The organism is Sphingobium salicis subsp. salicis, from assembly GCF_049472635.1.
GTDB classification, from domain to species: Bacteria; Pseudomonadota; Alphaproteobacteria; order Sphingomonadales; family Sphingomonadaceae; genus Sphingobium; species Sphingobium yanoikuyae_A.
In genome coordinates this window covers 654,004-680,253 of the sequence record NZ_JAYRCS010000001.1, presented here as the reverse complement: position 1 = coordinate 680,253, position 26,250 = coordinate 654,004, and the positions used below count along the sequence as shown (strand labels likewise).

26 protein-coding genes are annotated in these 26,250 nt (G+C 64.9%); 5 read left to right on the top strand and 21 right to left on the bottom strand.

Annotated elements, in window-relative coordinates; genetic code table 11:
• Positions 1-92 precede the first annotated feature (92 nt).
• The 3 genes from pnp to truB all read right to left on the bottom strand — a co-directional run bounded on the left by pnp (position 93) and on the right by truB (position 3,806).
• Entirely contained in the window at positions 93-2,408 is a 2,316-nt protein-coding gene (gene pnp, locus VHN57_RS03410) for a polyribonucleotide nucleotidyltransferase (RefSeq protein ID WP_097382524.1), read from the bottom strand.
• 202 nt (positions 2,409-2,610) lie between these two features.
• On the bottom strand, positions 2,611-2,880 hold the full coding sequence (gene rpsO, locus VHN57_RS03405) for a 30S ribosomal protein S15 (protein WP_010337408.1): 270 nt from the start codon (positions 2,878-2,880) through the stop codon (positions 2,611-2,613).
• Positions 2,881-2,897: 17 nt separating this feature from the next.
• Positions 2,898-3,806: a tRNA pseudouridine(55) synthase TruB gene (gene truB / locus VHN57_RS03400; protein WP_278987011.1), complete on the bottom strand. Its 909-nt coding sequence runs from the start codon at positions 3,804-3,806 to the stop codon at positions 2,898-2,900.
• A 163-nt stretch (positions 3,807-3,969) separates the two neighbouring features.
• Here truB and VHN57_RS03395 point away from each other — a divergent pair, with 163 nt between their 5' ends.
• Positions 3,970-4,665 (top strand): HAD family hydrolase, encoded by a 696-nt coding sequence (locus tag VHN57_RS03395; RefSeq protein WP_278987013.1) that lies wholly within the window; start codon positions 3,970-3,972, stop codon positions 4,663-4,665.
• A 3-nt stretch (positions 4,666-4,668) separates the two neighbouring features.
• Here VHN57_RS03395 and VHN57_RS03390 read toward each other — a convergent pair whose 3' ends face one another.
• From VHN57_RS03390 to VHN57_RS03380, 3 genes are read right to left on the bottom strand one after another with little or no spacing between them, the layout of a single operon-like run.
• Entirely contained in the window at positions 4,669-5,220 is a 552-nt protein-coding gene (locus VHN57_RS03390) for a GNAT family N-acetyltransferase (RefSeq protein ID WP_341462723.1), read from the bottom strand.
• Entirely contained in the window at positions 5,217-5,795 is a 579-nt protein-coding gene (locus VHN57_RS03385; RefSeq protein WP_136187807.1) for a thymidine kinase, read from the bottom strand. Before VHN57_RS03385 ends, VHN57_RS03390 begins: the two co-directional genes overlap by 4 nt.
• Before the next feature lie 9 nt (positions 5,796-5,804).
• On the bottom strand, positions 5,805-6,701 hold the full coding sequence (locus tag VHN57_RS03380) for an alpha/beta hydrolase family protein (protein ID WP_278987015.1): 897 nt from the start codon (positions 6,699-6,701) through the stop codon (positions 5,805-5,807).
• Between the two features lie 135 nt (positions 6,702-6,836).
• Here VHN57_RS03380 and VHN57_RS03375 point away from each other — a divergent pair, with 135 nt between their 5' ends.
• Positions 6,837-7,124: a hypothetical protein gene (locus VHN57_RS03375; RefSeq protein WP_038292451.1), complete on the top strand. Its 288-nt coding sequence runs from the start codon at positions 6,837-6,839 to the stop codon at positions 7,122-7,124.
• A 36-nt stretch (positions 7,125-7,160) separates the two neighbouring features.
• Here VHN57_RS03375 and rbfA read toward each other — a convergent pair whose 3' ends face one another.
• From rbfA to VHN57_RS03325, 10 genes are all read right to left on the bottom strand, one after another.
• Positions 7,161-7,562, bottom strand: a complete 402-nt coding sequence (gene rbfA, locus VHN57_RS03370; protein ID WP_026108905.1) for a 30S ribosome-binding factor RbfA — start codon at positions 7,560-7,562, stop codon at positions 7,161-7,163.
• A 3-nt stretch (positions 7,563-7,565) separates the two neighbouring features.
• Positions 7,566-7,940, bottom strand: a complete 375-nt coding sequence (locus VHN57_RS03365; protein WP_017499900.1) for a helix-turn-helix domain-containing protein — start codon at positions 7,938-7,940, stop codon at positions 7,566-7,568.
• Positions 7,937-8,161, bottom strand: a complete 225-nt coding sequence (locus tag VHN57_RS03360) for a type II toxin-antitoxin system RelE family toxin (RefSeq protein ID WP_423282779.1) — start codon at positions 8,159-8,161, stop codon at positions 7,937-7,939. Before VHN57_RS03360 ends, VHN57_RS03365 begins: the two co-directional genes overlap by 4 nt.
• A 106-nt stretch (positions 8,162-8,267) precedes the next feature.
• Entirely contained in the window at positions 8,268-10,895 is a 2,628-nt protein-coding gene (gene infB / locus VHN57_RS03355) for a translation initiation factor IF-2 (RefSeq protein WP_333701489.1), read from the bottom strand.
• 9 nt (positions 10,896-10,904) lie between these two features.
• Positions 10,905-11,618, bottom strand: coding sequence for a DUF448 domain-containing protein (locus tag VHN57_RS03350; RefSeq protein WP_010337417.1), 714 nt, complete (start codon positions 11,616-11,618; stop codon positions 10,905-10,907).
• 63 nt (positions 11,619-11,681) lie between these two features.
• Positions 11,682-11,915, bottom strand: coding sequence for a tautomerase family protein (locus VHN57_RS03345; RefSeq protein WP_017499897.1), 234 nt, complete (start codon positions 11,913-11,915; stop codon positions 11,682-11,684).
• A gap of 6 nt (positions 11,916-11,921) precedes the next feature.
• Entirely contained in the window at positions 11,922-13,496 is a 1,575-nt protein-coding gene (gene nusA / locus VHN57_RS03340; protein WP_004211271.1) for a transcription termination factor NusA, read from the bottom strand.
• Between the two features lie 13 nt (positions 13,497-13,509).
• On the bottom strand, positions 13,510-14,034 hold the full coding sequence (gene rimP / locus VHN57_RS03335) for a ribosome maturation protein RimP (RefSeq protein WP_017499896.1): 525 nt from the start codon (positions 14,032-14,034) through the stop codon (positions 13,510-13,512).
• A gap of 145 nt (positions 14,035-14,179) precedes the next feature.
• Positions 14,180-15,034 (bottom strand): proline dehydrogenase family protein, encoded by an 855-nt coding sequence (locus VHN57_RS03330; protein WP_423282775.1) that lies wholly within the window; start codon positions 15,032-15,034, stop codon positions 14,180-14,182.
• Positions 15,022-16,137, bottom strand: a complete 1,116-nt coding sequence (locus VHN57_RS03325) for a GNAT family N-acetyltransferase (protein WP_278985414.1) — start codon at positions 16,135-16,137, stop codon at positions 15,022-15,024. The genes VHN57_RS03330 and VHN57_RS03325 overlap by 13 nt, the downstream gene beginning before the upstream one ends.
• A 161-nt stretch (positions 16,138-16,298) precedes the next feature.
• Here VHN57_RS03325 and VHN57_RS03320 point away from each other — a divergent pair, with 161 nt between their 5' ends.
• Together VHN57_RS03320 and VHN57_RS03315 are read left to right on the top strand one after the other, a co-directional pair.
• The gene (locus tag VHN57_RS03320; protein WP_278985415.1) at positions 16,299-17,447 is read left to right on the top strand and encodes a PQQ-dependent sugar dehydrogenase; all 1,149 of its coding nucleotides are present in this window, start codon (positions 16,299-16,301) and stop codon (positions 17,445-17,447) included.
• An 8-nt stretch (positions 17,448-17,455) separates the two neighbouring features.
• Positions 17,456-18,142: a pentapeptide repeat-containing protein gene (locus VHN57_RS03315; protein ID WP_278985417.1), complete on the top strand. Its 687-nt coding sequence runs from the start codon at positions 17,456-17,458 to the stop codon at positions 18,140-18,142.
• A gap of 6 nt (positions 18,143-18,148) precedes the next feature.
• Here VHN57_RS03315 and VHN57_RS03310 read toward each other — a convergent pair whose 3' ends face one another.
• Both VHN57_RS03310 and VHN57_RS03305 read right to left on the bottom strand, forming a co-directional pair.
• Entirely contained in the window at positions 18,149-18,973 is an 825-nt protein-coding gene (locus VHN57_RS03310) for a hypothetical protein (RefSeq protein ID WP_278985419.1), read from the bottom strand.
• Positions 18,967-21,507 carry a TonB-dependent receptor gene (locus tag VHN57_RS03305; RefSeq protein WP_278985421.1) on the bottom strand — a complete coding sequence of 847 codons (2,541 nt, stop codon included), beginning with the start codon at positions 21,505-21,507 and terminating at the stop codon, positions 18,967-18,969. Before VHN57_RS03305 ends, VHN57_RS03310 begins: the two co-directional genes overlap by 7 nt.
• A 202-nt stretch (positions 21,508-21,709) precedes the next feature.
• On the opposite strand from VHN57_RS03305, the gene VHN57_RS03300 reads away from it, so the two are divergent.
• Positions 21,710-22,822 (top strand): NADH:flavin oxidoreductase/NADH oxidase, encoded by a 1,113-nt coding sequence (locus VHN57_RS03300; RefSeq protein WP_278985423.1) that lies wholly within the window; start codon positions 21,710-21,712, stop codon positions 22,820-22,822.
• Between the two features lie 88 nt (positions 22,823-22,910).
• On the opposite strand, the gene VHN57_RS03295 is transcribed toward VHN57_RS03300, so the two are convergent.
• The 3 genes from VHN57_RS03295 to tpiA all read right to left on the bottom strand — a co-directional run bounded on the left by VHN57_RS03295 (position 22,911) and on the right by tpiA (position 26,130).
• Positions 22,911-24,542: a CTP synthase gene (locus VHN57_RS03295; RefSeq protein WP_010337427.1), complete on the bottom strand. Its 1,632-nt coding sequence runs from the start codon at positions 24,540-24,542 to the stop codon at positions 22,911-22,913.
• A gap of 90 nt (positions 24,543-24,632) precedes the next feature.
• Positions 24,633-25,010, bottom strand: coding sequence for a preprotein translocase subunit SecG (secG, locus tag VHN57_RS03290; RefSeq protein ID WP_004211256.1), 378 nt, complete (start codon positions 25,008-25,010; stop codon positions 24,633-24,635).
• A gap of 376 nt (positions 25,011-25,386) precedes the next feature.
• Positions 25,387-26,130 (bottom strand): triose-phosphate isomerase, encoded by a 744-nt coding sequence (gene tpiA, locus VHN57_RS03285; protein ID WP_161731247.1) that lies wholly within the window; start codon positions 26,128-26,130, stop codon positions 25,387-25,389.
• Positions 26,131-26,250: the final 120 nt, after the last annotated feature.

Genomic DNA, 26,250 nt, shown 5'->3' with positions numbered 1-26,250 from the left:
TGATCGAAATCAGCCCTGACGGGATTCGTCACGAAAAAGGGCGCCCGGTCGAACCGGACGCCCCATTTTCCTGTCAGCGATGATGCTGCCGATCAGTCCTGGGTCAGGAAGTCGGGCAGGCCGGCGTTGGAGCCGTCATCGTCGCCCTTGCCTTCGCTGCGCGGGCCACGGTCGCGGCGCGGGCCACGATCGCCACCACGACCGCCACGGTCGCCGCCGTCACGGCGCGGGCCGCGACCACGATCACCGCGATCACCACGGTCGCCGCGCGGTTCACGCGGTTCGCGGGCCGGACGGGTGTCTTCCAGTTCCTCGCCGGTTTCCTGGTCGACGACGCGCATCGACAGGCGAACCTTGCCGCGCGGATCGATCTCGAGAACCTTGACCTTCACTTCCTGGCCTTCCGACACGACGTCGGTCGGCTTTTCGACGCGCTCATTCTTCATTTCGCTGACGTGGACGAGGCCGTCCTTGCCACCCATGAAGTTCACGAACGCACCGAAGTCGACGATGTTGACGACCTTGCCGGTGTAGATCTTGCCGACTTCCGCTTCCTCGACGATGCCCAGAATCCACTTCTTGGCGGCTTCGATCTGGGCGGTGTCGGACGACGAAATCTTGATGATGCCTTCGTCGTCGATGTCGACCTTGGCGCCGGTTTCGGCGACGATCTCGCGGATGACCTTGCCGCCGGTGCCGATGACGTCACGGATCTTCGACTTGTCGATCTGGATCGTCTCGATGCGCGGGGCGTGCGCCGACAGTTCGGTGCGGGTCGAGGACAGGGCCTTGTTCATCTCACCCAGGATGTGGGCGCGACCTTCCTTGGCCTGACGCAGCGCGGTCTCGAAGATTTCCTGCGTGATGCCGGCAACCTTGATGTCCATCTGCATGGTGGTGATGCCGGCTTCGGTGCCTGCGACCTTGAAGTCCATGTCGCCGAGATGATCCTCGTCGCCCAGGATGTCCGAGATGACCGCGAAGTCGCTGCCTTCCAGGATCAGGCCCATGGCGATGCCCGACACCGGACGCTTGAGCGGAACGCCCGCGTCCATCATCGAGAGCGAACCACCGCAGACGGTGGCCATCGACGAGGAACCGTTCGACTCGGTGATGTCCGAGAGAACGCGGATGGTGTAGGGGAACTCGTCCTTGGTCGGCAGCACCGGGTGCAGCGCGCGCCAGGCGAGCTTGCCATGGCCGACTTCACGACGACCCGGCGCACCGAAGCGGCCCACTTCACCGACCGAATAGGGCGGGAAGTTATAGTGCAGCATGAAGTTTTCATAGTGCAGGCCGGTCAGGCCGTCGATCATCTGCTCGGCGTCCTTGGTGCCCAGCGTGGTGGTGCAGATCGCCTGCGTCTCGCCACGGGTGAACAGGGCCGAGCCATGGGTGCGCGGCAGGAAGCCGACCATCGCCTCGATCGGACGGATCTGGGTGGTGGTGCGGCCGTCGATGCGCTGGCCGTCCTTCAGGATGGCGCCACGGACAATTTCGGCTTCCAGCTTCTTGGTCAGCTTGATGCCGGCCATCACGGTCTGGGCGTCGAGGCCGTCTTCCGTGAACATCGCCTTCGCCTTGGCGCGGGCTTCGTTCAGGGCGTTCGAGCGGGCCGACTTGTCGGTCAGCTTGTAGGCAGCGGCGATGTCGCCACCGATCAGATCCTTGAGCTTGCCCTTGAGCGCGCCAAGATCATCGCCCTTGGCCATTTCCCACGGATCCTTGGCGGCCTTTTCGGCCAGCTGGATGATCGCGTCGACGACCTTCTTGCTCGCTTCATGGGCGAACAGGACGGCGCCGAGCATGACGTCTTCCGACAGTTCCTTGGCTTCGGATTCGACCATCATCACGGCGTTGCTGGTGGCAGCGACGACCAGGTCGAGTTCGCCGGTCTTCACTTCGTCCAGCGACGGGTTCAGCTGATATTCGCCATCCTTGTAACCGACGCGGGCAGCGCCGATCGGGCCCATGAAGGGCACTCCCGACAGGGTCAGGGCAGCGGAAGCAGCGATCATCGCGACGATGTCGGGCTCGCTCTCGCCATCGAACGACATCACCTGGGCGATGACGTTGATTTCGTTGTAGAAGCCTTCGGGGAAGAGCGGGCGGATCGGACGGTCGATCAGGCGCGAAACCAGGGTTTCCTTCTCGGTGGCGCCACGCTCACGCTTGAAGAAACCACCCGGAATGCGGCCGGCGGCCGAATATTTTTCCTGATAGTGGACGGTCAGCGGGAAGAAGTCCTGGCCTTCCTTCACCGACTTGGCGGCGGTCACGGCGCACAGCACCACGGTTTCGCCATAGGTTGCCAGCACGGCGGCGTCGGCCTGACGCGCGATCCGGCCGGTTTCGAGGGTCAGCGTCTTGCCGGCCAGCTCGATCGAAACTTTCTTTACATCGAACATATATGTTCCTTTGCCCACCTGGCCCTATTGCCGGGCGGGGCCTCATATGCGGACGAAACCGGTCCGCGGCGGTTGTGGAGCATCGTGTGGCCCCTGAAACGAAACGGGGCGCCGGATTGCGCCCGTCCCGAATGACATCCCCAAAAGGACGTCCGTTAGAATCGGAAACGGCCCCGAATGGGGCCGTCCCTTATTAGCAGGCTTACTTACGCAGGCCCAGCTTGGTGATGAGGTCGGTGTAGCGAGCCGCATCCTTCTTCTTCAGATAGTCCAGCAGCGAACGACGCTTGTTGACCAGCATCAGCAGGCCGCGACGGCTGTGGTTATCCTTGTGGTGACCCTTGAAATGCTCGGTCAGGTTCGAGATGCGCTCCGACAGGATCGCAACCTGGACTTCCGGCGAACCGGTGTCGCCTTCGACGCGGGCATGTTCCTTGATCAGCGCTTCCTTGCGCTCTGCAGTGATCGACATCGGGCTTCCTTTCGTATCTAGAGATTGAAGCCGCGCACCACCCGGATCTCCGGGCCACTGGACTCCACCAGCGCGACGGGCGTATCGCCCAACATCGCCAGCAGGAGACCGGTGTGCGGTTTCCCCATGAGCATCTTCCCCTGTCGGAGTGCCAATGCTTCATCGGGAGAGACTGCAAGAGCCGGGATATCGTCCAGCCCTGCCGTCAACGGGAGCATAAGCTCGCCGATGTCGCCGCCCCTAGCAGCTTCGTCCAGTTTGTCCAGCGAAATCGCGGTTTCCAGGGTGAAGGGCCCGGCCTTGATCCGCCGCAACATGGTGACATGGCCGACCGTGCCGAGCGCCAGCGCGATGTCGCGGGCGAGGGAGCGGATATAGGTGCCCTTGGAGACATGGGCACGCAAGGTGACGGCGGCAAGTGCGCCCTCTTCCTGTTCCTGCCCCGCGATCGTCAGTTCATGAATCGTCACCGATCGCGTCTTCATCTCCACCTGCTCCCCCTTGCGGGCGAGGTCATAGGCGCGCTGGCCGTCGATCAGGATCGCGCTATAGGCCGGCGGCGCCTGTTCGATCGGACCGGTGAAGCGCGGCAGAATGGCTTCCACCTGCGCCAGCGTCGGGCGCACATCGCTTTGCGCGATGACCTTGCCCTCCAGGTCGAGCGTGTCGGTCTGAACACCGAAAGTGACGGTGAAATCGTAGATCTTGTCGCTGTCGAGCATCCGGCCAGCGAGCTTGGTCGCCTCGCCGATCGCGATCGGAAGCACCCCGGTCGCCAGCGGATCGAGCGTGCCGCCATGGCCGACCTTCCATTTCTCCGTCCCGCCCAGCACCTCGCGCTGGGTCCGCAGCGCGCGCTTCACTGCGCTGACCGCCTGGGTCGAGCCAAGGCCATGGGGTTTGTCGAGGATAAGCCAACCGTGCATGGCGGCGCGCTCTATAGCGCCCGCCATGCCCTGTCAGCCCTTATCGCATCCTTACGTCCGTTCGTTTCGAGCCTGTCGAGAAACGGAGGCCAATGGAAGGAAGGATAAAACGCCTCGCCGATCAGCCATTTCCCCCTGCCCCGCGCTCGGCTATTCCGGCGCCATGACGATCAAGCTCATCTGCCTCGATGCCGACGATACGCTGTGGCACAATATGCGCCATTTCAACGCGACCCAAGACGCGCTGACCGACATGTTGCAGCCCTTTGCCGATGTCGATGTGACGCGCGAACGGCTGATCGCCTGCGAGATCCGCAACCTGCCGCTCTATGGCTATGGCGCCAAGGGCTTCACCCTCTCGATGATCGAGGCGGCAGTGGAACTGGCGGGCGAGCAACTGTCGACCACGATGATCCAGGACATATTGGCGGCGGGCCGCGCGCTGCTGGCCCATCCGGTCGAGCTGTTCGACGGGGTGGAGGAGACGCTGGAGCGGCTGGCGGACATCGGCCCGCTGGTGCTGGTGACGAAGGGCGACCTGCTGCATCAGGAAAGCAAGCTGGCGGCGTCGGGCCTGGGCGACCTGTTTTCCGGGATCGAGATCGTCAGCGACAAGAAGGTCGAAACCTTCCGCACCCTGTTCGCCCGTTATGGCATCGCGCCCGAACAGGCGGTGATGGCCGGCGATTCGATGCGGTCGGACATATTGCCGGCGCTGGAGGCCGGGGCCTGGGCCGCGTTCATCCCGCAGGAGGGCGCCTGGTCGCACGAGCGGGCGCAGCCGCCGATCGGCGCGGCCCGCTATACCCAGCTGGAACGGCTGGGCGAACTGCCCGACTGGATTGCCGGCATCAACTGAAGCTCAGGCGGCGCGGGCAGCCCATTCGTCAGCGAGGATCGAATAGATCACCGTGTCGCGGACATGGCCGGTCCAGGTGATGCGCTGCTTGCGCAGCACGCCCTCGCGCACGGCGCCCAGCTTCTCCACCGCCTTTTGCGAGCGGATGTTGCGCGCATCGATGCAGAACTGGACGCGGGTGAAGCCGCAGGCAAAGGCGCGGCCAAGCAGCAGCGGCTTGATCCGGCCATTAAGCCCGGTGCCGCGCACCGACGGCGTCATATAGGTGCCGCCCAGTTCCAGCCCATTATGCGCGGCATCGACATTGAGATAGCCCGACATGCCGACCGGCTCGCCATCGGCCAGAATGAGAAACGTGTAGCGATTGGGCGTCGCCAGGATCGCGTCGAAGGTCGGATCGAAATCTGCGCCGGCGAGATGGTTGGGATAAATCTCCCACACCGGATCGTCGACCGGGCAGATGGCGCGCAAGGCTTCGCGATGATGCTCGGCCAGTTGCTCCAGATAGAGGCCGGGCGCTTCGATCGGCGCCAGCAGATCGTCCATCCGGCTCATCCGCGCATCTGCTCGACAAAATGGCGACGGCACAGCGCCACATAACGGTCATTGCCGCCAATCTCGGTCTGGGCGCCCTGGCGGATCGCCCGGCCCGACGCATCGACGCGCAGGTTCATCGTCGCCTTGCGGCCGCAATCGCACACCGTCTTGATCTCGGTCAGCGCATCGGCGAGGCCGAGCAGATGGGCGCTGCCCTCGAACAATTCCCCCTGGAAATCAGTGCGCAGGCCGTAGCAGAGGACGGGGATGTTCAGGCTGTCGCTGACCGCGGCCAGTTGCCAGACCTGATCGCGGGTCAGGAACTGCGCCTCGTCCACCAGCACGCAGGAGAGTGGCGTCGCATCATGCTGGGCGGCAATGGCGGCGAGCATGTCGACGCCCGGCTCGAACAGATGCGCCTGCGCCTCCAGCCCTATGCGCGACGCGATCCGACCATGACCGAAGCGATCGTCGACCGCCGCGGTCCACAGCATCGTCGCCATGCCGCGTTCCTGATAGTTGAAGCTCGACTGCAGCAGGGTCGTCGATTTGCCCGCATTCATCGAGCTGTAGTAGAAATAGAGCTTCGCCATGGCCGCGCTTTAGCGCAGCGTGGGCGCAACGCCAGCCAGGAAACGCACCAGCGCGTCGGCGAGCGCGATCCGCTTGTCGGAGAAGCTGTGATCGGTCGGCCAGACCATCAGGCGGGTGGCGGGATTGGCCGATTGGGCGTCCGCCCCGACCTTGCGCGCCATCGCACCGATGCCGCGATCCGCGCCGATGATGGTCAGCGGCCGACGGCCATAGCCGACCAGCTTGCGGCCGAGGTCGAACTTCTGCGCATCGCCCTTGATCTCGGCGGTCAGGCTTTCATAGCTGGCGCCCGACAGCGGCGGCAGGTCGCCCGCCACCTCCGCCTTCCAGCCCGCCTCGCCCTGTGGCGTCGCCAGCGAGGCGACGGTCTGGGCCGGATCCCAGGGATCGATCAGGAACAGGCCGGCGACGCGCGGTTCTGCGGCCGCCGCCTCCGCCGCCATGAAACCGCCCATGCTGTGCCCGGCGACCACGATCGCGCTGGTGTCGATGCGATATTTGGCGACGGTCGAGGCTTCCTCCAGAAAGAGCAGAGCGTTGAACGCATCCTCCGCCGCGTTGGTGAAGGAGAAGATGCCGGGGCTGCCCCATGATCCGCGATAATGGAGGGTCAGGACATTCCAGCCGGCCCGGCGCGCGGCCTGGGCCAGGTCCAGATTCTGCTCATTGCCGGGAAAACCGTGGAGCAGGAGCAGGGTCGGATGCACGCCGCTGCCCGAAGCGACATACATGACCGCATTCATCGCCCCCTCGCCCGAGGGAATAACGAACGCGTCCATCCGCGCCGGGTTGGCGGCGTCGGGCGCGGGATCGGTGGTGACGGCAGGATGGGTGGCGGGTTCGCGGGCGATGGCGGGCGTAGCCAATGCCAAGGCGGCCATACTGATTATCCCGCTCATCTTCATGCGTCTGCCCCTCTTGATCTTCCGGTTCCGGGAAAGACGCTGTTAGCGCTGCCGCACCGTCGCGTCGACGCTGGAAACATTCCGCGACCGAACGAAATGTGGCAAGATGCTTCGCACCTTTTCTGGAGCAAACACATGGCGAACGCGCAAGCCAGTGAAGCCTGTCTCTATCCTATCGTCCTCGTGCAGGACCGGTATAGCGGTGCCTATAGTGGCGGGGCATGGCTTGCACTGGCGGAGGGCGATCACTCCTGCGAGCAGGCTTCGCGGATAGGCTGGATCATGAGCCACGGCCCCAGCGGTAATGACCTGGAGGCAGCTGCGTTCTGGCAGGCACATCCGGCCTGGATTGCTACAGGTAAAACGCCCGACGAGGCGATCGCACGTTTACGCGCTCAAAATTCCATCGCAGCCATGGCCTAGTCCTCCCCCGGAACAGCGCTCCGGGGGCCAAGCCTTTCAATCTTCGCCGTCATCCTGCTCCAGGTCGCGGGCAACCTTGGGATCGCGGAGCAGCTTGTCGATATGGCTGCCCTCGTCGAAGCTCTCGTCCGACAGGAATTTGAGCTTCGCCGCATATTTGAGGCGGATGCGGTGCGCGACTTCGCGCTGGAGATAGGCGGTGTTGGTGCGCAGCGCCTTGAGCACCGCTTCCTCATCCTTGCCGAGCAGCGACTTGATGAAGACGGTGGCGTGGCGCAGGTCGGGCGACATGCGCACTTCGGTGACGCTGACCACATGCTGGCTCAGCACATCGTCATGCACGTCACCGCGCTGGAGAATGTCGGAAAGGACATGGCGCACCTGTTCGCCGACGCGCAGCAGGCGGACAGAGGGGCCTTCGGATTGTTGGGCAGACATGGATCAGCTTTCTATCGTAATATCATCAATTGCCACGCCCAAAGCGCGTGCCAGCTTCATCCAGGTGCCGACCGATCCTTCACGCTTTACGCGCTCCAGATCACTCAGATAAGCTGCTGTCATCGGCACCCGCAGAGCGAGTTGCTCCAAGGTAAGGCCCCGATATTTCCGCCATGCGCGCAAGGGGCTATCCCCCGCCATGATCCGGTCAACCACGACAGCGGGAACATATTCCTCTCCCTCGTCACGGCGACGCGCAGCCTCAGCGGCCGCGACCATATCGGCCTTATCCTCAGCAACATCGACAAGTCGCTGATAATCCTCGACCGGCAGCATAGCGATCTTCTGACCCGCAATCTCGACAATCTGGACGGTCACGGGTTCACCTCATAAGCCGATCCGCGCGGCGCAATATCATCAATCCAAAGGATATCCTGTTCGAGACGAAAAATCACGCGCCAGTCCTGAACCCGCAAGCGATATTCCGGGCGCCCCTGAAGACGCTTCACATTGGCTTCCAGCGATGCGGGATCGTTCGCCAACTCGTCGATCTTCTGCCGAATAAGCGTTCGCTTGTTCGATCGCAGCAGCGCTCTCATCGCCGTCTTCGAGAAGCGGATATCCACATCCGCAAATTATAGGCACGGCAAAGGCCGGTCAAGAAATTTAGCTCACAGCTAAATTCCTCGACCGGCCTTCTGTAACTCACAGCGTGCGTGCGCGCTCTTCGACTTCGAACAGTTCGAGCGTGTCGCCCGGCTTGATGTCGTTGGTGTCCTGCAGGACCGCACCGCACTCCATGCCGGCGCGGACTTCGGAGACATCGTCCTTGAAGCGACGCAGCGACGCGATGTTGGTGCGCGACACGATGACATCGTCGCGGGTAAGGCGCGCGGCCAGACCCTTGCGGATGATGCCGTCGAGGACGAGCAGACCAGCGGCCTTGTCCTTCTTGCCGGCCGGGAAGACCTGCAGCACCTCGGCGCGGCCGACGATCGTCTCGATCCGTTCGGGGGCGAGCTGGCCAGCCATTTCGCCGCGAACTTCCTCAAGCAGGTCGTAGATCACGTCATAGTAACGCAGGCTGATCTTCTCGCGCTCGGCCAGCTGACGGGCCTTGGCATTGGGACGGACGTTGAAGCCGATCAGCGGCGCGCGGCTGGCAGCGGCCAGCGTGACGTCGCTTTCGGTGATCGCGCCGACACCCGAATGCAGGATGCGGACCTTGATCTCGTCGGTCGAGATGCGGTTGAGCGAGGACACGATCGCTTCGACCGACCCCTGCACGTCGCCCTTCACCACCACCGGATATTCGATGACCTTGGTGTTCAGCGCCGAGAACATATGCTCGAAGCTGGTCGGGGCAGCCGTGGTGCGCTTCTTGGTCGCCTGTTCCTGACGATAGGCAGCGACTTCGCGGGCGCGGGCTTCATTCTCGACGACGGTGAGCTGGTCACCGGCCATCGGCACGCCCGACAGACCCAGAACCTCGACCGGGGTCGAGGGGCCGGCGGTCTTCACCTGCTGGCCCTTGTCGTTGATCATCGCGCGGACCTTGCCGCTTTCCGAACCGATGACGAAGGTGTCGCCGATCTTGAGCGTGCCCTTGCGGACCAGCACGGTCGCAACCGCACCACGACCCTTGTCGAGCTGTGCCTCGATCACATTGCCTTCGGCGTCGCGATCAGGGTTGGCGGTCAGTTCCATGACCTCGGCCTGGAGCAAGATCTTGGTGATCAGTTCGTCAAGGCCGGTCTTCTTGAGCGCCGACACTTCCACGTCCTGAACGTCACCGCCCATGTCCTCGACCACGATTTCCTCGCTCAGCAGGCGCTCACGCACCTTCTGCGGGTTGGCGTCGGGCTTGTCGCACTTGTTGATCGCGACGATCATCGGCACGCCAGCAGCCTTGGTGTGGTTGATGGCTTCGATCGTCTGCGGCATCAGGCCGTCATCGGCCGCCACCACGAGGATGACGATGTCGGTGACGTTCGCGCCACGGGCACGCATTTCCGAGAAGGCTTCGTGACCCGGCGTGTCGAGGAAGGTGATGAGATCACCGCTCTTCGTCTTCACCTGATAGGCGCCGATATGCTGGGTGATGCCGCCGCTTTCGCCGGCCACCACGTCGGTGCCGCGCAGCGCGTCGAGCAGCGAGGTCTTGCCATGATCGACATGGCCCATGATCGTGACGACGGGCGCACGGGGCTTGAGCGTTTCGGGTGCGTCAGCCTCGCCTTCCATGCCGATTTCAACGTCGGCATCCGACACGCGCTGGATGCGGTGGCCGAATTCCTCGACCAGCAGCTCCGCCGTATCCTGATCGATCGGCTGGTTGAGCGTGACGGCGGTGCCCATCTTGAACAGGGCCTTGACCAGGTCCGCGCCCTTTTCGGCCATACGGTTGGCCAGTTCCTGCACGGTGATGCTTTCGGGCACCACGACGTCGCGGCTCTGCTTCTCGCGCGGCTGGCTGCCGCCCGAATAATGGGCACGACGTTCCTTCTCGCGAGCGCGCTTGAGCGCGGCGAGGCTGCGGGCACGGGCGCTGTCGTCGTCCGCAAGCGCGCGGGTGACGGTCAGCTTGCCGGACTGGCGGCGATTGTCATCGTTGCGCTTGGCACGATCGGGCTTCGCCGGCTCGGGGCGCTTGACCGGCGCGACCGGGGTGAAGCGGCGCGGCGGCGGCATGGTCGAGCTGGTGGTCGCCGGTGCGGCGGGCGCAGCCGGAGCGGCAGCGGCAGGCTCGGCTGCAGCAGCCGGCGCGGCCGGTGCCTCGACCGGCGCAGCCGGCTTGGCGGCTTCGGCAGCCTTGGCCTGCTCGGCGGCTTCGGCAGCCTTGGCGGCCTCGACCTCGGCATTTTCGGCAGCCTGGCGATTTTCCTCGGCGCGGCGCTTTTCTTCCTCGCTGGCGGCAAGGCGTGCGGCATCCTCACGGCGGCGCGCATCTTCCAGCGCGGCCATGCGGGCTTCCTCGGCCTCGCGCAGCAGCTTGGCCTGCAGTTCCTGACGCGACATCAGGCTCTGCGGCGGCGCCTGGCGCACGGGGGCGGGCTGCGGCGCGCGCTGCTGCGGCGCAGGCGCGGCGGGACGAGGTGCGGCCGGCGCTGCGGGCGCGGCCGGCGTCGGATCAGCCTGGGGCGCAGCAGCGGGCGCAGCGCCGGTGCTTTCACCCGGCTTGCCCATGGGGACGCGGCGCCGCTTCACCTCAACCACGACCGTGTTCTTGCGGCCATGGCTGAACTGCTGCTGCACCTGACCGGACTCGACCGTGCGCTTGATCCCCAGCGGCTTGCGGCCCAGAACCGGCTTGTCTTCGTTGCTGTCACTCATCGACTATGTTTAACCCTTCACATCATCATCAGCCGGCGCAGCCGCCGACGCATCATTCCATGCAGCCTCATGCGCCTGCGCATCGGCGGAGTCCTGCTCCCCATGCACCGGCGCCCCGGTAGCGCATCCCAGATAGCTTTCCAAGCGGCCCAGAGCCGCACGCAGGCGCACTGTCGCCCGCGAGTCGGTCACCGCGATATGGACGACATTGTCGCGCCCCATTGCCATAGATAGGGCGTGCCGGTCCACAGGCAAGACGATGCCCGCAAGATCCGTGCCTTCCGCTTCCTGTCCCACACGCAAGGCCTGGTCCAGTTTTCGATTGCCGTCCGTGCCCGCATCGGCGGCATGGAGCAGCATTTTCACCATGCCCTTGCGGCATGCGACGTCGATCTTTTCCGATCCGGTCAGCAGCATGGAGGCGCGAGCCTCCAGCCCCAGGCGGCTGAGCAGATCCTGCCGCAGCCCGGCCTCTACCAGATCGGGAAGATTGTCGGGAATTTCAAGAGCGCCTTCCTTGAAGGCGCGGGCGAGTGCGCCCTTGAGCTTGCCCTTGGCCAGCGCCGTTTCCAGTTCGGCCCGCGACACGCCTATCCAGGCGCCCCGGCCCGGCGCCTTGGCGCGGACGTCGGGCATCACCTGTCCTTCAGGGCCGATGGCCAGGCGGATCAGCGTTTCAGGATCGGCGCGGTCGCCGCTCAATATGCATTTGCGTTCGGTCATGCGCGCCCCTCCGCCAAAACGGACAAAAGGGCAAGACCAACGCTGTCGAGTAGGCTTATTCTCTCATCGGGGAGTGTCCGCAGCATTGGCGTCCTCCCTGTTTGGAGAAATTGCGCGGTCGGCGATCAACTGACCGCCGGCCGCATAATTTTCGGTCGAGACTTCCGAGATCACGATCTGGACGGCAGCCGCCGGCTTTCCCAGCCGCTCCACGAGCGACTGGGTGACGTCAGCAACGATCGCGGCTTTCTGCTCGCGAGTCGCGCTACCGGCCAGGCGGATGTCGACGAAAGGCATGTTGGCTTACGCTTCCTCGCCTTCGAACCAGTGGGCACGGGCGGCCATGATGATCTCATTGCCCTGCTCGTCGCTCAGGCCATAGGCGGCCAGGATGCCGCCCTTGTCCTCATTGCCGCTGTCCGACTTGCGACGACGCTGATCGACGCGCTTCTTCTGCACCAGTTCGTCGGTGGCCAGATCGGCGAGGTCGTCGAGCGTCTTGACGCCGGCCTTGCCGAGCGTGACCAGCATTGCTTCGGTGAGGTGCGGCATGTCGGCCAGTGCGTCCTCGACGCCCAGCGCCTGACGCTCTTCACGGGCGGCCTGTTCGCGACGGTCGAGCGCTTCCTGCGCGCGGCTCTGCAGCTCGGCAGCCAGATCCTCGTCGAAACCTTCGATCCCGGCCAGTTCCTCGACGCTGACATAGGCGACTTCTTCCAGCTCGCCAAAGCCTTCGGCGACCAGCAGCTGCGACAGCGTCTCGTCGACGTCCAGTTCGTTCTGGAACATTTCCGAACGGCTGACGAATTCCTTCTGGCGCTTCTCGCTGGCGTCGGCCTCGGTCATGATGTCGATCGCCTTGCCGGTCAGCTGGCTGGCGAGGCGGACATTCTGGCCGCGGCGGCCGATGGCGAGCGACAGCTGATCGTCGGGGACGACGACTTCGATGCGCTCTTCTTCCTCGTCGATGACGACGCGGGCGACCTGGGCCGGCTGCAGCGCGTTGACGACGAAAGTCGCGGTATCTTCCGACCAGGGGATGATGTCGATCTTTTCGCCCTGCATTTCCTGCACGACGGCCTGGACGCGGCTGCCCTTCATACCGACGCAGGCGCCGACCGGATCAATGCTGCTGTCACGGCTGATGACGCCGATCTTGGCGCGCGAACCCGGATCGCGGGCGGCGGCCATGATGGTGATGACGCCATCATAGATTTCGGGCACTTCCTGCGCGAACAGCTTCTTCATGAATTCGGGGTGCGCGCGGCTGAGGAAGATCTGCGGACCGCGATTTTCGCGGCGCACGTTCAGCACGACCGAACGGATGCGGTCACCGACGCGGACGACTTCGCGCGGGATCTGCTGGTCGCGGCGGATCACGCCTTCGGCGCGGCCCAGATTGACGACGACATGGCCGAATTCGACCGACTTGACGACGCCGGTGATGATTTCACCCACGCGGTCCTTGAATTCGTCGAACTGGCGCTCGCGCTCGGCGTCACGGACCTTCTGGAAGATCACCTGCTTGGCCGACTGGGCGTCGATACGGCCCAGGTCGATCGCGGGCAGCGGATCGACGATGAAGTCGCCGACCACGGCATCCTTCTTCAGCTTGGCGGCCTGCTTGAGGTCGACCTGCTTGAAATAATCCTCGACCACCTCGACGACTTCGACGACGCGCCACAGGCGCAGGTCACCGCTGTCCGGGTCCAGCTTGGCACGGATGTCATTCTCGGCGCCGTAACGGGCGCGGGCGGCGCGCTGGATCGCATCTTCCATCGCCTCGATGACGATCGCCTTGTCGATCATCTTCTCGCTGGCGACGCTGTTGGCGATCGCGATCAGCTCGGCCTTATTGGCGGAAATGGCGTTGGCCATGACGATAAAACCCTTATTCCTCGGTTTCGAACTCGTCCGCCCCATCGGAGGAGAGCGGCATGGTAGCAGAAATCAGTGCATCGGTCAGCATCAGCTTGGCATCGCCGACCAGCGCGAACGGGATGGTGACATCACCGGCCTTGGCATCCTGGAACAGGATATCCTCACCCTCGACGCCCTTGAGGATGCCACGGAAACTCTTGCGCCCCTCGACCACTTCGGTCGCGGCGATCTTCGCCTCATGGCCCGCCCATTCGAGAAAATCGTGCAGGCGGGTCAGCGGCCGGTCGATACCGGGCGAGCTGACTTCCAGACGATAGGCTTCCTCGATCGGGTCGACTTCATCCATCACGTCGGACAGGCGGCGCGAGATCGCGGCGCAATCCTCGATGACCAACTGCTTGGTCTTCGGGTCTTCGGCCATGATCTGCAGCGTATATTCGTCGCCCGATCCGAACAGCTTGATGCGCACGAGGTCGAACCCCAGGGCCTTCACCTCGGGCTCGATCAATGCGGTCAGTTCGGCGATGTCCGCCATGGATACTCCGGAAAACAGATAAGTCTGCTTGTTGCCGCCGCAGGCTTGGTGCCTGCGACCCTGACATGTGTGACGATGTAAGGAAGCAATATCCATATAGGCAGGTTGCCAATGACCTGCAACATCTTTCGTAAAATGCGCTATTTCAGGGGTCTGCGCGGCCTGTCCAGTCGCGCCACATCCACGCCAGCAGATAGGGCCGGGCCAATGCCCGGTCCAGCGCATAGGGAATCCAGCCGGGGCCGAAGGGCACATAGAGGCGCACCGGCACCCCCTGCCCCCGCGCCACCGCCCGGCAGCGGCGGCCCGGCAGGCCCCGCAACTGCTCCAGGCTGCACGGCGTGCCGGCGTTGCGCAGCAGGGCCAGCGCCCGGTCAGCCAGCGCGGGGCGATGGGTGGCGATCGCGACCGGTGCCGCGCGGCCGGCCAGCGCTTCGACCAGCGTCAGATAGGCGGCATCGGGATCGACGGCATCGCCCGCCGGGTCGGGCCATTCACCGCGCACGAGCCGGACCGGCGCGCTGCTGTCGCGCAGCCGGGCCGCATCGGCCACGCTGCGCTGCCAGCGGGCGGGCAGGACGATGCCGGTATCGGGAAAATCGGGCAGCAGCCGTTCGACCGCCGCCAGCGTCTCGTCCGCATCCTGCGGGCCATGAGCGTCGAACACCAGCGACAGGCCGGACTGGCGCGCAATCTGCGCCAGTTCGCGCAGGCTGACCGGATCGAAACGCAGCGGCGGCGCCTTCACCGACAGGCTGAGGTCAAGGCCGCGCGCCCGCTGTGCCACCCGCGCATAGGCGGCCATGATCGACGAGGGATCACCCCCCGCCCCTTCGAAATAGCCGATCGTGGTGGCAGCGCCGGCGCGCGCCTGTTGCCGGGCGATCGCCACGGCATGGGGGGCGTCAGGTGCCGGAATGACCCGCCCCAGCGCACCGGGCAGGGCATAGCGCGTGTCCCGCAGCAGGCGCCAGGCCGCCCCGCCCCTCACCGCCACCACAGCCGTTGCCGCGACCAGACAATAGCGTCCACCGCAAAGGCCGCCGCGCCGCGCAGATTATAGGGATAGGTGCGCAACTGGACGCAGTCATGCTCCGTCTGGGTCCAGAGCTTGCGAATCCAGGGTTCGGCAACGCCGAGAAATTCGAAACTGTGCAGCCGCGCCTGCGCCGCCCAGCCGATGGCATGGAGCATCAGCAGCCCGCCCGGCGAACAGGCGTTGAAGGCCGCGTCATGGCCGATCTTGAACAGCCAGTAGCGGCCGTTCCACAGCACCGCCATCTGCATCGCGATGGCGCGGCCATCAATCCGCAGGAAGGAGATGCGCAGGTCGCCGCGCTGCGCCACCGCACGGAAGAAAGCGCGGAAGATTGCCGCCTGGCGTGGGTCGGTGGCGATGGCGGTGCCCGCCTCGCTCTTCCAGCCCAGCGCCTCGACCGCGACGGCCTCGTCGAACAGGGCGTCGAAATTGTCCGCGTCCGGCGCCAGCGTCTCATACTGGAGCAGGCCGCACCCTTCCGCCTTGCGCCGGGCGCGGCGGAAGTCGGAGCGACGACCGGCGTTGAAGCGGCTTTCCGGGTCGCGCCAGCCCTCGTCCAGCGCGATATGGGGACAGGCCATGGCCGGCCGCACGACTAGCCGCCCACGCCGCCGCACCGCCCGCGCCAATGCGGGGATCAGGGTCGACCCGGCGGAGATGCGATCGAGCAGCAGCGGATGGGGCAGGCGCGCGATCGCGCCGGCCAGCGCATCGGCCGCCGCCGTCCCGTTGCACAGCATGTCGCCCGGCTCATAGGTTTCGCGCGCGCCGATCATCCGCCAGCGGGCCAGTGCGCCACCATCGCGGCACAGCGGCAGCAGCGCGACCAGATCGGCGCCCGCCCAGACCGTCATGATGCGGCTCGGCCCGGCAGCAATCAGGTCGTTCAGCGTGGCGGCGAACAGGCGGGTCTGGGTCGGCCAGTCGGCGCGCGCCTCCAGCCTTTCCCAGGCGCGGGCAAGCGCGGTCGAATCCAGCGCGTCGGCAAGGCATAGCGGCTCGACGCGCAAGGCGCCTGCCTGCGCGCACGCAGCATCGAAATCCGATACGCCGTGCAGCACCATATTCCCCCTCTTGCCGCCCAGTCCTCTAGCGGCAGAAGCTTAAGAAATCGGCCGATCGCCGATGAGGCTTGCATCCATGCCCGCATCCGGTGGAGGATGCGGGCATGGAACCCCCGCCGAAAATCGGCTTTCCCCCGCGAATATTATAACAGGAGTTTCCCATGCTGCGCGTGATGGCCGTCACTCTCCCCCTCGCCCTGCTGGCCTGTTCAGCCGACGATGCGACCGGCCAGAATGCCGGTGCGACCGCGGGGGAAAAGCCGTTCAAGACATCGGTGATCGCCGATTTCGAATCGCCCTGGGCGATGACCTTCCTGCCCGACGGGCGGATGCTGATCACCGAAAAGGCCGGTGAGATGATCCTGTTCGATCCGAAGAACGGCACCAAGATCCCGGTCGCCGGCATCCCCAAGGTCGACAGCGAGGGCCAGGGCGCGCTGATGGACATCGTCCCCTCCCCCACATTCGCGCAGGACAAGAAGGTCTATTTCAGCTTTTCCGAAGTCGGCCAGGGGAACCGCGCCGGCGGCAAGGGCGTGGCGCTGGCCACCGGCATCTTCGACCAGGCGAGCGACGGCACGACGAAATTGGCGGACGTGAAGGTCATTTTCCGCGCCAGCGATTATGTCGAGGGCAATGGCCATTATTCCGGCCGCATCGCCTTCTCGCCGGACGGCAAATATCTCTTCTTCACCAATGGCGAGCGACAGAAGTTCGAACCGGCGCAGGATCCCAAATCGACCCTGGGCAAGGTGCTGCGCCTCAATCTGGACGGCACGCCGGCGGCGGGCAATCCGCTCAGCGCCAAGGGCTTCAACCCGGCGGTCTGGTCCTATGGCCATCGCAACCTGCTGGGCATCGCCTTCGACAAGGACGGACGTCTGTGGGAACAGGAAATGGGCCCCAAGGGAGGCGACGAGGTCAATTTGATCAAGCCGGGCCTCAACTATGGCTATCCGCGCGTGTCGAACGGCAGCCATTATGACGGCCGCGACATTCCCGATCACAAGCCCGGCGACGGCTATGAGGCGCCGAAGGTCTGGTGGAATCCGGTGATCTCGCCGGGCGGCCTGATCTATTATTCGGGCGACCTGTTCCCGCAATGGAAGGGATCGCTGTTCATCGGCGGCCTGTCGAGCCAGTCGCTGGTGCGGGTGAAGCTGGACGGCGAGAATGCGGAAAAGGCCGATCAGTGGGACATGGGCGCCCGCATCCGCGAAGTCGAACAGGGGCCGGACGGCGCGCTGTGGCTGCTGGAGGATGGCGGCAAGTCGCAGGGCCGCTTGCTCAAGCTGACGCCTAAGGCATAGATAGCGGCATGACCGACATGGATGCCCTGCCCGCGCGCAACGGGCAGCAACTGGCGCGCGCCGACATCATTGCCCTGGCGGGCACGCCCCACGCCCTGATCGACTGCGACCTGGAGGCGGCGGAGCTGGCGCAGCTCGACCTCACCGGCTGGCAGTTCGAGCGCTGCAACCTGCGCAATGCAGATCTGGCCGGCGCCATGCTGGAGCGCACGCGCTGGCAGGGTTGCCGGGGCGGCGGCGCGAATTTCACCGGCTGCGATCTCTCCGACGCGGTGCTGACCGGATGCGATTTCAACAATGTCGTGTTGCGGCGGGCGCGGCTGGAGGGCGCGCGACTGGCCCAGTGCAAGCTGACCGGCGCCGACCTGTCGGACCTGCGCGCGCTGGAGATCGACATGGCGGAATGCCTGCTGATCGACGCACGGCTGCCCGGCCTGTCCTTCCGCAAGCAACGGCTGAGCCGCATCGATTTTTCGCAGGCAGACCTGCGCAAATGCGATTTCCGCATGACCAGTTTCGAGGGCTGCAGCCTGCGCGAGGCGATGCTGGACGGTGCCCGTTTCGAGGGCGCCGACCTGCGCGGCGCGGACATAGGTGGCGTCCATCTGGGCGATGCCAGCCGCTTTCGCGGCGCCACCATCTCACGCGACCAAGCCGGCGAACTGCTCGCCGAACTGGGGCTGAAGGTGCGCTGATCCGTTCTATCGAACCGGCGGCATCTCGCTCGCCACCATCTCGCCAGCACCCCGGCCGATCGACCAGAGGCGCCGGGGCGCCTTGGGGTCCCAGTCGATCGCCTGGCCCGGCGTGGCAATGCCAATCGTGCCGACATGCTCCAGCACCGATCCGGCCTCCGGCAGTTTCAGCGCATAGACTTCGGGCCGGTCATGCCCGGTGGCGTAGATCAGGCCGTCTGCGCCCCAGCTAAGGCCGGAACAGCTTTTGGGGGCGAAGCGGGCCAGCACGTCGGCCGGGAAGGCCCAGCTTGCCTCCGCCCGGAAAGCGTCGTCCATCCGCACCAGCAGCGTATAGCGATAATCGCGCCCCGGCTCGCCGCCTTTGCCCTCATAATTGGCGAAGACCGCCCACCATTTGCCGTCATGGCGATCCATGACGGTTAGCGATCCGGGGCCAAAGCCCAGACTGACGCTGCGGACATGTTTCAGCGTCTTCGTGTCGAAAATCTCGACCGCGCTGGTCTGCGGCACGGCAGGATAGTTGGACGCGGCACAGACCAGTTCGACGCCGACCACGGTGCAACTGTTCATGTGCGGATAGAGGCGACGCTCCCCTTGCCACTGCGCCACGCGCTGTCCGTCGGCGATGCGATATTTGCCGATCCGGTCATTATCGATCGCATAGACATAGGTGCCGTCCGACGCCGCGCCCTGATGCGCTTCCGGCGCCTTGATCCGCAGGCTGACCGGGGATGGCGGCGGCGACGGCGCATCCGCCGACGCCTGCTGCGCGACCGCCGCGCCGGCCAGTCCCAGCAGCGCGGTTCCGACAAGCAGCGCCCTTACCATTTGACCGAGGCCCCGACGTAGAAGGTGCGACCATAGCGTTCATTCTGGATCACCCAGTCGCGCACGCCGCCCTGATATTGGCGGGTCGGCTCGTCGGTCAGATTCTGCCCTTCGGCAAAGAGACGCACATTCTTCGTCACATCCACCCCGATCTTCGCGTCCAGACGACGCAGATCGTCATTATACTGGTCATTGAGGCGGATATCACCCGCCGACAGCAAGGCGCGGCCGGTATGATGATAGGCGACCGACGCTTCGACGATACCCTTCTGATAGAAGAGCTGCGCGCCCCAGAGCAGCTTGGACTGTTCGGGGAAGGCAACGGTGCCACGGTCCGGCATGCGCAGGCTGGAGTCGATCAGGGTGAGGTTGAGGTTCATGCCAAGACCCGAGAGCAGGCCCGGCAGGAAGGTGAACTGCTGCTGCCAGGCGGCTTCCAGGCCAATGATATCGCCCTTGTCGGCGTTGAGCGTCTGGCTGAAATTGATCCGGTCATAGGCAACGCCGCCAAAGCTGCCGTCATTGATGGTATAGCTTTGCGTGAAGATCGGGTTGCGGATGAACTTGGCGAAGGCGCCGACGCTGATCAGGCCGCCGGGCGCGAAATACCATTCGGCCGACATGTCGAGATTGTCCGCGACATAGGGCTTGAGCGCCGGATTGCCGCTCGACACGCTGATCTCGTCCGCGCCCTCCACCGTGACGGTGCCGCCCGGCGACAGGTCGGCATAGCTGGGCCGGCCGATGCTGCGCGAATAGGCAAGGCGGAAGACGGTGTCGTGCGACGGGGTCACGCGCACCACCAGGCTCGGCAGCCAGTTGGTATAGCGGGTGCGGCCCGACGTCGGGCGGACGACGTCGCCTTCCAGCAGATAGCCGTCAATGTCCAGTTCGGTCCGCTCGACCCGCAGGCCGCCCGTGACCGACAGCGCGCCAAAGTCCAGATTGGCCATGGCATAGCCGGCATAGACATTCTCGCTGAGGTCGAAATCGCTCAGCGTTTCATTGGCCAGGCTGGTCGCTTCGTTGAGCACGAACTGCGCGCCGCCCAGCTTGCCCTGGGTATAGGCATCGACAAGGTCGGCATCGATCACCGGGCCGAGGAAATAATTGCGGCCATCGCCCAGCTTCACGATGACAGGGGCGCCCGACAGGCCATCCAGGGTGAAGCGGTTGGCGCTGCTGCCGCGCCCATAGACGTCATTGGAGGAATCGAAGCGCTTGTCGGTCCAGCGGCCATTGGCGCCGAACTTGACGAAGCTGTTCTGGCCGATCGTCGGCAGCTTGCCGGTCAGGTCGAGCCGGCCCTGCCAGGTCTTTTCCAAGCCATATTCATCCTGCGCCGAATATTGGCGGAAGCCCAGGTCCGACGGATCGAGATAGCCGTCGACCGGCACGGCGCTGAACAGCTTGTCCGAAAAATCGACCGCGACCGCGCCGGGATTGCCCCGGAACTGCCAGAGCTGATTGGGTTCGATCACTTCGTTGCGGGTGCGTGCCGCTCCGAAATCGAGCGACCAGTTGTCGGTCAGGTCCGCCGTGCCGCCGGCCATGAAGGACAGGACCGACTTTTCCTTATATTCCAGCCGCAGGTCGGAACGCTGCTCGCTGGTGGAGGCAATGCCGGTCAGGCCATTGGCGTCCCAGTCGATATCGGAGAAATCGAGCCGGAAGCGCTGGCGATATTCATCCTCGGAGAATTTGGAATAGATGCCGCGGACATAGAGCTGGACGCTCTCGCCGCGCCAGTCGAACGAGCCGGCCGCGCCGATCCGCTCGCGCTTGAGGCGATAGTCGTTATATTTGATGTTGACCGGCACGGCCCCGCGCGCGGCATCGGCGTCGGGCGTCCAGTCATCGGGATAGATGCCATAGCTGGTATAGGTGCGGTCGGAATAGCTGGCGCCCAGCAGGATGCCGAACTGTTCGTCCGCGCCGAAGCGGGTGCCGATGGTAACATCGCCCTTGATCGGCTGGTCGCCCTTGCGCAGTTCCTGATAGCCGACCTGTCCGTTCGCCTGGAAGATGAAGCGATCGTCGAAGTCGAAGGCGGTCTGGGTGACGAGGTTGATGGTCGCGCCGATGCCCTGGCCGGTCAGGTCGGCGGTTTTCACCTTGGCGACCTCCACCTGCTTCAAGAGCTGACCCGACAGGATGTCGAGCGGCAGGCGCCGGTCGAGCCCGTCGGGATTGCCGATCTCGAAGCCGTTGATGGTATAGCCGTTGAGGCTGGAGGGCACGCCGCGCACCGCGACATAGCGTCCCTCGCCCTGGTCATATTGGACGCCGACGCCGGGCAGGCGCTCGACCGCCTCGGCCACATTCTTGTCGGGCAGCTGGCCCATCTCGTCGGACGCGGTCACATCGACGATGCCCAGCGCGGCCCGCTTCTGGTCGATGGAACGCTGCAACTGCGCGCGCTGGCCGGTGACGACGATGCCGCCTTCCTCCTCGGGCAGCGGCTGCTGCGCATGGGCAGTGCCGGCGATCGCGAGTGCGAACAGGCTGATGGATGCCGCAAAAATCCTGGTCATGATCGAGTCCCCTCTGGTCGGGGTCGCGATTAGGAAAGCTGCGCGACAGCGGCGTTTCCGAAGCACTGCACCACGATGACCGATTGATGACGTTTTGAAGACTTGGCCATCTTGCGACCGCGAGAGACGCCCCCTTTCGGCCGCCCGTCCGGCTTCCTATCTTGCGGGCCTTCTCCTCCCTCTCCCTCATCTGGAGACCTGCATGAGCGCTCCCAAGCTGTTCCAGCCCTTCGATGTCGGCGGCCTTGCCCTCGACAACCGCATCGTGATCGCGCCGATGTGCCAATATTCCGCCGTCGACGGCGAGATGAACGACTGGCACCTCATCCATCTCGGCCAGCTTGCCCTGTCGGGCGCGGCGTTGCTGACGATCGAGGCGACCGCCGTGCTGCCCGAGGGGCGGATCAGCCATGCCGATGTCGGCCTGTGGGATGACGCCACGCAGGCGGCGATGCAGCGCGTACTGGACGGCGTGCGGCGCCATAGCGACATGCCCATCGCGATCCAGCTTGGCCATGCCGGGCGCAAGGCATCTACCGAAGTGCCATGGAAAGGCGGCGCGCAGATCGCGCCCGACGCGGTCAATGGCTGGCAGACGGTCGCCCCCTCCGCCCTGCCCTTCACGCCGGGCACCAACGCGCCGATGGCGCTGGACAAGGCCGGGATCGACCGGCTGCGCGACGCCTTCGTCGCGGCGGCGAAGCGGGCCGACGCTATCGGCATCGACGCCGTGCAACTGCATGGCGCGCATGGCTATCTGCTGCATCAGTTCCTCTCCCCCCTCTCCAACCAGCGCGATGATGATTATGGCGGCAGCCTGGAAAAGCGGATGCGCCTGCCGCTGGAGATTTTCGACGCGGTGCGCACCGCCCTGCCCGCGCACAAGCCGGTGACGATGCGGGTGTCGGGCACCGACTGGGTCGAGGGTGGCTGGGATATCGAACAGACGATCGCCTTCGCCAAGGCGCTGGAGGCGCGCGGGTGCAGCGCCATCCATGTGTCGAGCGGCGGCCTGGACCCGCGCCAGGATATTCCGGTGGGGCCGAGCTATCAGGTGCCGCTGGCCCGCGCGGTCAAGCAGGCGGTCGACATGCCGGTGATCGCCGTCGGCCTGATCACCGATTTCGAGCAGGCCGAAGCGATCATCGGCACCGGCGACGCCGACCTGATCGCGATCGCGCGCACCATCCTCTATGATCCGCGCTGGCCCTGGCATGCCGCGGCGCATCTGGGCGCGAGCGTGAAGGCGGCGCCGCAATATTTGCGCTGCCAGCCGCGGCAATATCGACACCTGTTCGACACCCCCAAAGGCTGAAACGAAGAACGGGGCCTTTCGGCCCCGTTTTTCCTTATTTTGCGCGTTTTCCGAGTCAGCAGGCGATCCCGCCTGCTTCGAAAACGCTTTATACCAACCGGCTCTGCTTGACCGCCGCTTCGATGAAGCTGGCGAACAGCGGGTGCGGGTCGAACGGCTTGGACTTGAGTTCCGGGTGGAACTGCACGCCCACGAACCAGGGATGGTCGGGCCGCTCGACGATTTCGGGCAGCGTGCCGTCCGGCGACATGCCCGAGAAGATCAGGCCGCCCTTTTCCAGCGGTTCGCGATAGCCGGCATTGACTTCATAGCGGTGGCGGTGACGCTCGCTGATGTCGTTGCTGCCATAGATGCCGGCGACGACGCTGTTGCCCGCAAGCTTGGCCGGATAGGCGCCCAGACGCATGGTGCCGCCCAGATCGGTCTCGGCGGTGCGCTTCTGCAGGCCTTCCTTGCTCATCCATTCGGTGATGAGGCCGACGACCGGCTCGCTGGTTTCGCCGAACTCGGTGGTCGAGGCATTCTCGATCCCCGCCGTGTTCCGCGCGCCTTCGATGCAGGCCATCTGCATGCCAAGACAGATACCAAAGAAGGGCACGTCGCGTTCGCGCGCGAACTTGACCGATGCGATCTTGCCTTCCGACCCGCGCACGCCGAAGCCGCCGGGGACGAGGATGCCGTGCATCGGTTCGAGGCTGGCGGCGAGATCGTCGCCCTTCTCGAACAGTTCGGCGTCGATCCACTTGATGTTGACCTTCACCCGGTTGGCAAGGCCGCCATGGTGCAGCGCTTCGTGCAGCGACTTGTAGGCGTCGAGCAGGCCGACATATTTGCCGACCACGCCGATCGTCACTTCGCCTTCGGGGTTCAGCTGGCGATCCATGATGTCGGTCCAGCGGTCCATCGACGGCGCGGGCGCATCGGTGATGCCAAAGGCGCGCAGCACTTCATTGTCGAGACCCTCGGCATGATATTGCTCGGGCACGGCATAGATGCTCTTGGCGTCGAGCGCCGGAATGACCGCCTCGGGACGGACATTGCAGAAGAGGGCGATCTTCTTGCGCTCGCTTTCGGGCAGCGGATGCTCGGCGCGGCACAGCAGGATGTCGGGCTGGATGCCGAGCGAGGTCAGTTCGCGCACGCTGTGCTGGGTCGGCTTGGTCTTCAGTTCGCCCGCCGCCGCGAGATAGGGCACCAGGGTCACGTGGACGAAGATCGACTGGCCGCGATCCAGATCATTATGGAGCTGGCGAATCGCTTCCATGAAGGGCAGCGATTCGATGTCGCCGACGGTGCCGCCGATTTCGCACAGCACGAAGTCCAGATCGTCGGTCTCTGCCGTGGCGAACGCCTTGATCTCGTCGGTGACGTGCGGGATGACCTGGACGGTCGCGCCCAGATAGTCGCCGCGCCGTTCGCGCTGGATGATGGTCTGATAGACCCGGCCCTGCGTGACATTGTCCGACTGGCGCGCCGACACGCCGGTAAAGCGTTCATAATGGCCAAGATCGAGGTCGGTTTCCGCCCCGTCGTCGGTCACATAGACTTCGCCATGCTGATAGGGCGACATCGTGCCCGGATCGACGTTGAGATAGGGGTCGAATTTCCGGATTCGCACGCGATAGCCCCGCGCCTGCAACAGCGCTGCCAAGGATGCGGCCATGAGGCCCTTACCAAGCGAGGAGACCACGCCGCCGGTGATGAAAATATACCGCGTCATGGGAGAAGAGGCTTAGCCTTATACAAACGAGTTGAGCAAGCGCGCGAATCCGCACGCTCGCAAAAAATATGGCGATGAACGACGAAAAGGTCAGTTAGCGAGCGGAACTGCGCCGTTCGCTGCCGAACCATTGCCGGCGGCACTGGCCGCACCGGCCAGCGGGTCGGCGTTGCCGGTCGCGGGCGCCGGGGCCTGCGTGGCGGGGGCCGACTTGACCAGCGAGGTGTCGATGTCGCCGCCGGCATGACGGACCGAGGCGATGACCGCCAGGGTGATCGACAGCAGGACGAAGATGGTCGCCAGGATCGTGGTCGAACGCGTCAGGAAATCCGCCGCGCCGCGCGCCGACATCAGCCCGGCCGGGCTGCCACCGACGCCCAGACCGCCACCTTCCGACTTCTGCATCAGAATGACGGTGACCAGCAGGGCAGCGACGATCGCCTGCACGACGAGAAGGAAGGTGAACATGCGGGTTCTTTTCTGTCCAATGAAGGAATGCGTTGGCGCGCACATAGCGATGATGGGCCGCCGGGGCAACCGGCGAGCCTGTCGATATGAACGAAGGCATGGACGAGGGCGCGTGCAGAGGGTTCTGCGGATGGCTTGCAATGGCCCATATAATCAAGCCTGGACAGTGAAAGAACCGTTCGGGCTGAGCGAAGTCGAAGCCCTCGGCCGAGCGGAGCGAGGCAATAGCTTCGCCTTCGCTCAGCAGCGCCCTTCGACTTCGCTCAGGGCGAACGGAGTGAAGATAGCCAGCCCCTTCAACGCACAGCCAGCAACGAGCCCGACTCGCATCAGGCCAGAATGCCCCCTCTTCCGCACGAAGAGAGGGCGTTCGGCATCAATCCGCGGCGGCGATCACCGGTTCGAACTTGGCGGCCGACAGGCTGGCGCCGCCGACCAGACCGCCGTCGACGTCCGGCAGGGCGATGATCTCGGCGGCATTGTCGCCGTTCATCGATCCACCATAGAGGATGCGCATGGCGTCGGCCTGGTCCTGGCCGATCCGACTGGCAAGCGCAGCCCGCAAGGTGGCGTGCATCGACTGGATCGCCTCCAGCGTCGGGATGCGGCCGGTGCCGATCGCCCAGATGGGTTCATAGGCGACGGCCAGCCAGTCGGCGCTGGCGCCTTCGGGCAGCGAGGCGAGCAACTGGGCGGTGACCACTTCGTCGGCATCACCCGCATCGCGCACGGCGAGCGTTTCGCCCACGCACAGGATCACCTTCATGCCCGCGGCATGGGCAGCGACCGACTTGGCGGCGACATCGGCGTTGGTCTCGCCGCGCGTCTCGCGCCGTTCGCTATGGCCGGTGATGACCCAGGTCGCCCCCGCCTCGATCAGCATCTCGGCCGACAGCGAGCCGGTATAGGCGCCGCTCAATTCCATATGGCAGTTCTGGGCGCCGATGAAGGCCGCGCCCCTCAGCTGCGACCCGGCCATGATCAGCGTGGCCGGCAGGCAAAGCCCGACTTCCACCGCCGGATGCTGCGCGGCGAGCTTGCCGATCGCCTCCACCTCGTCGAGATGCGCGCGCATCCCGTTCATCTTCCAGTTGCCGACCACCAGCTTGCGCCTGCTCATCGGTCCAAGTCCCCTTGTGATTATTGCTGCACGTGCCCGCAGCGGGTCCCCACGGCATGCACCGCGTCTCCTGGTTCCGCTTTCAGGCAATCAAGCCGATGGACGGCGATGCAGCATTTG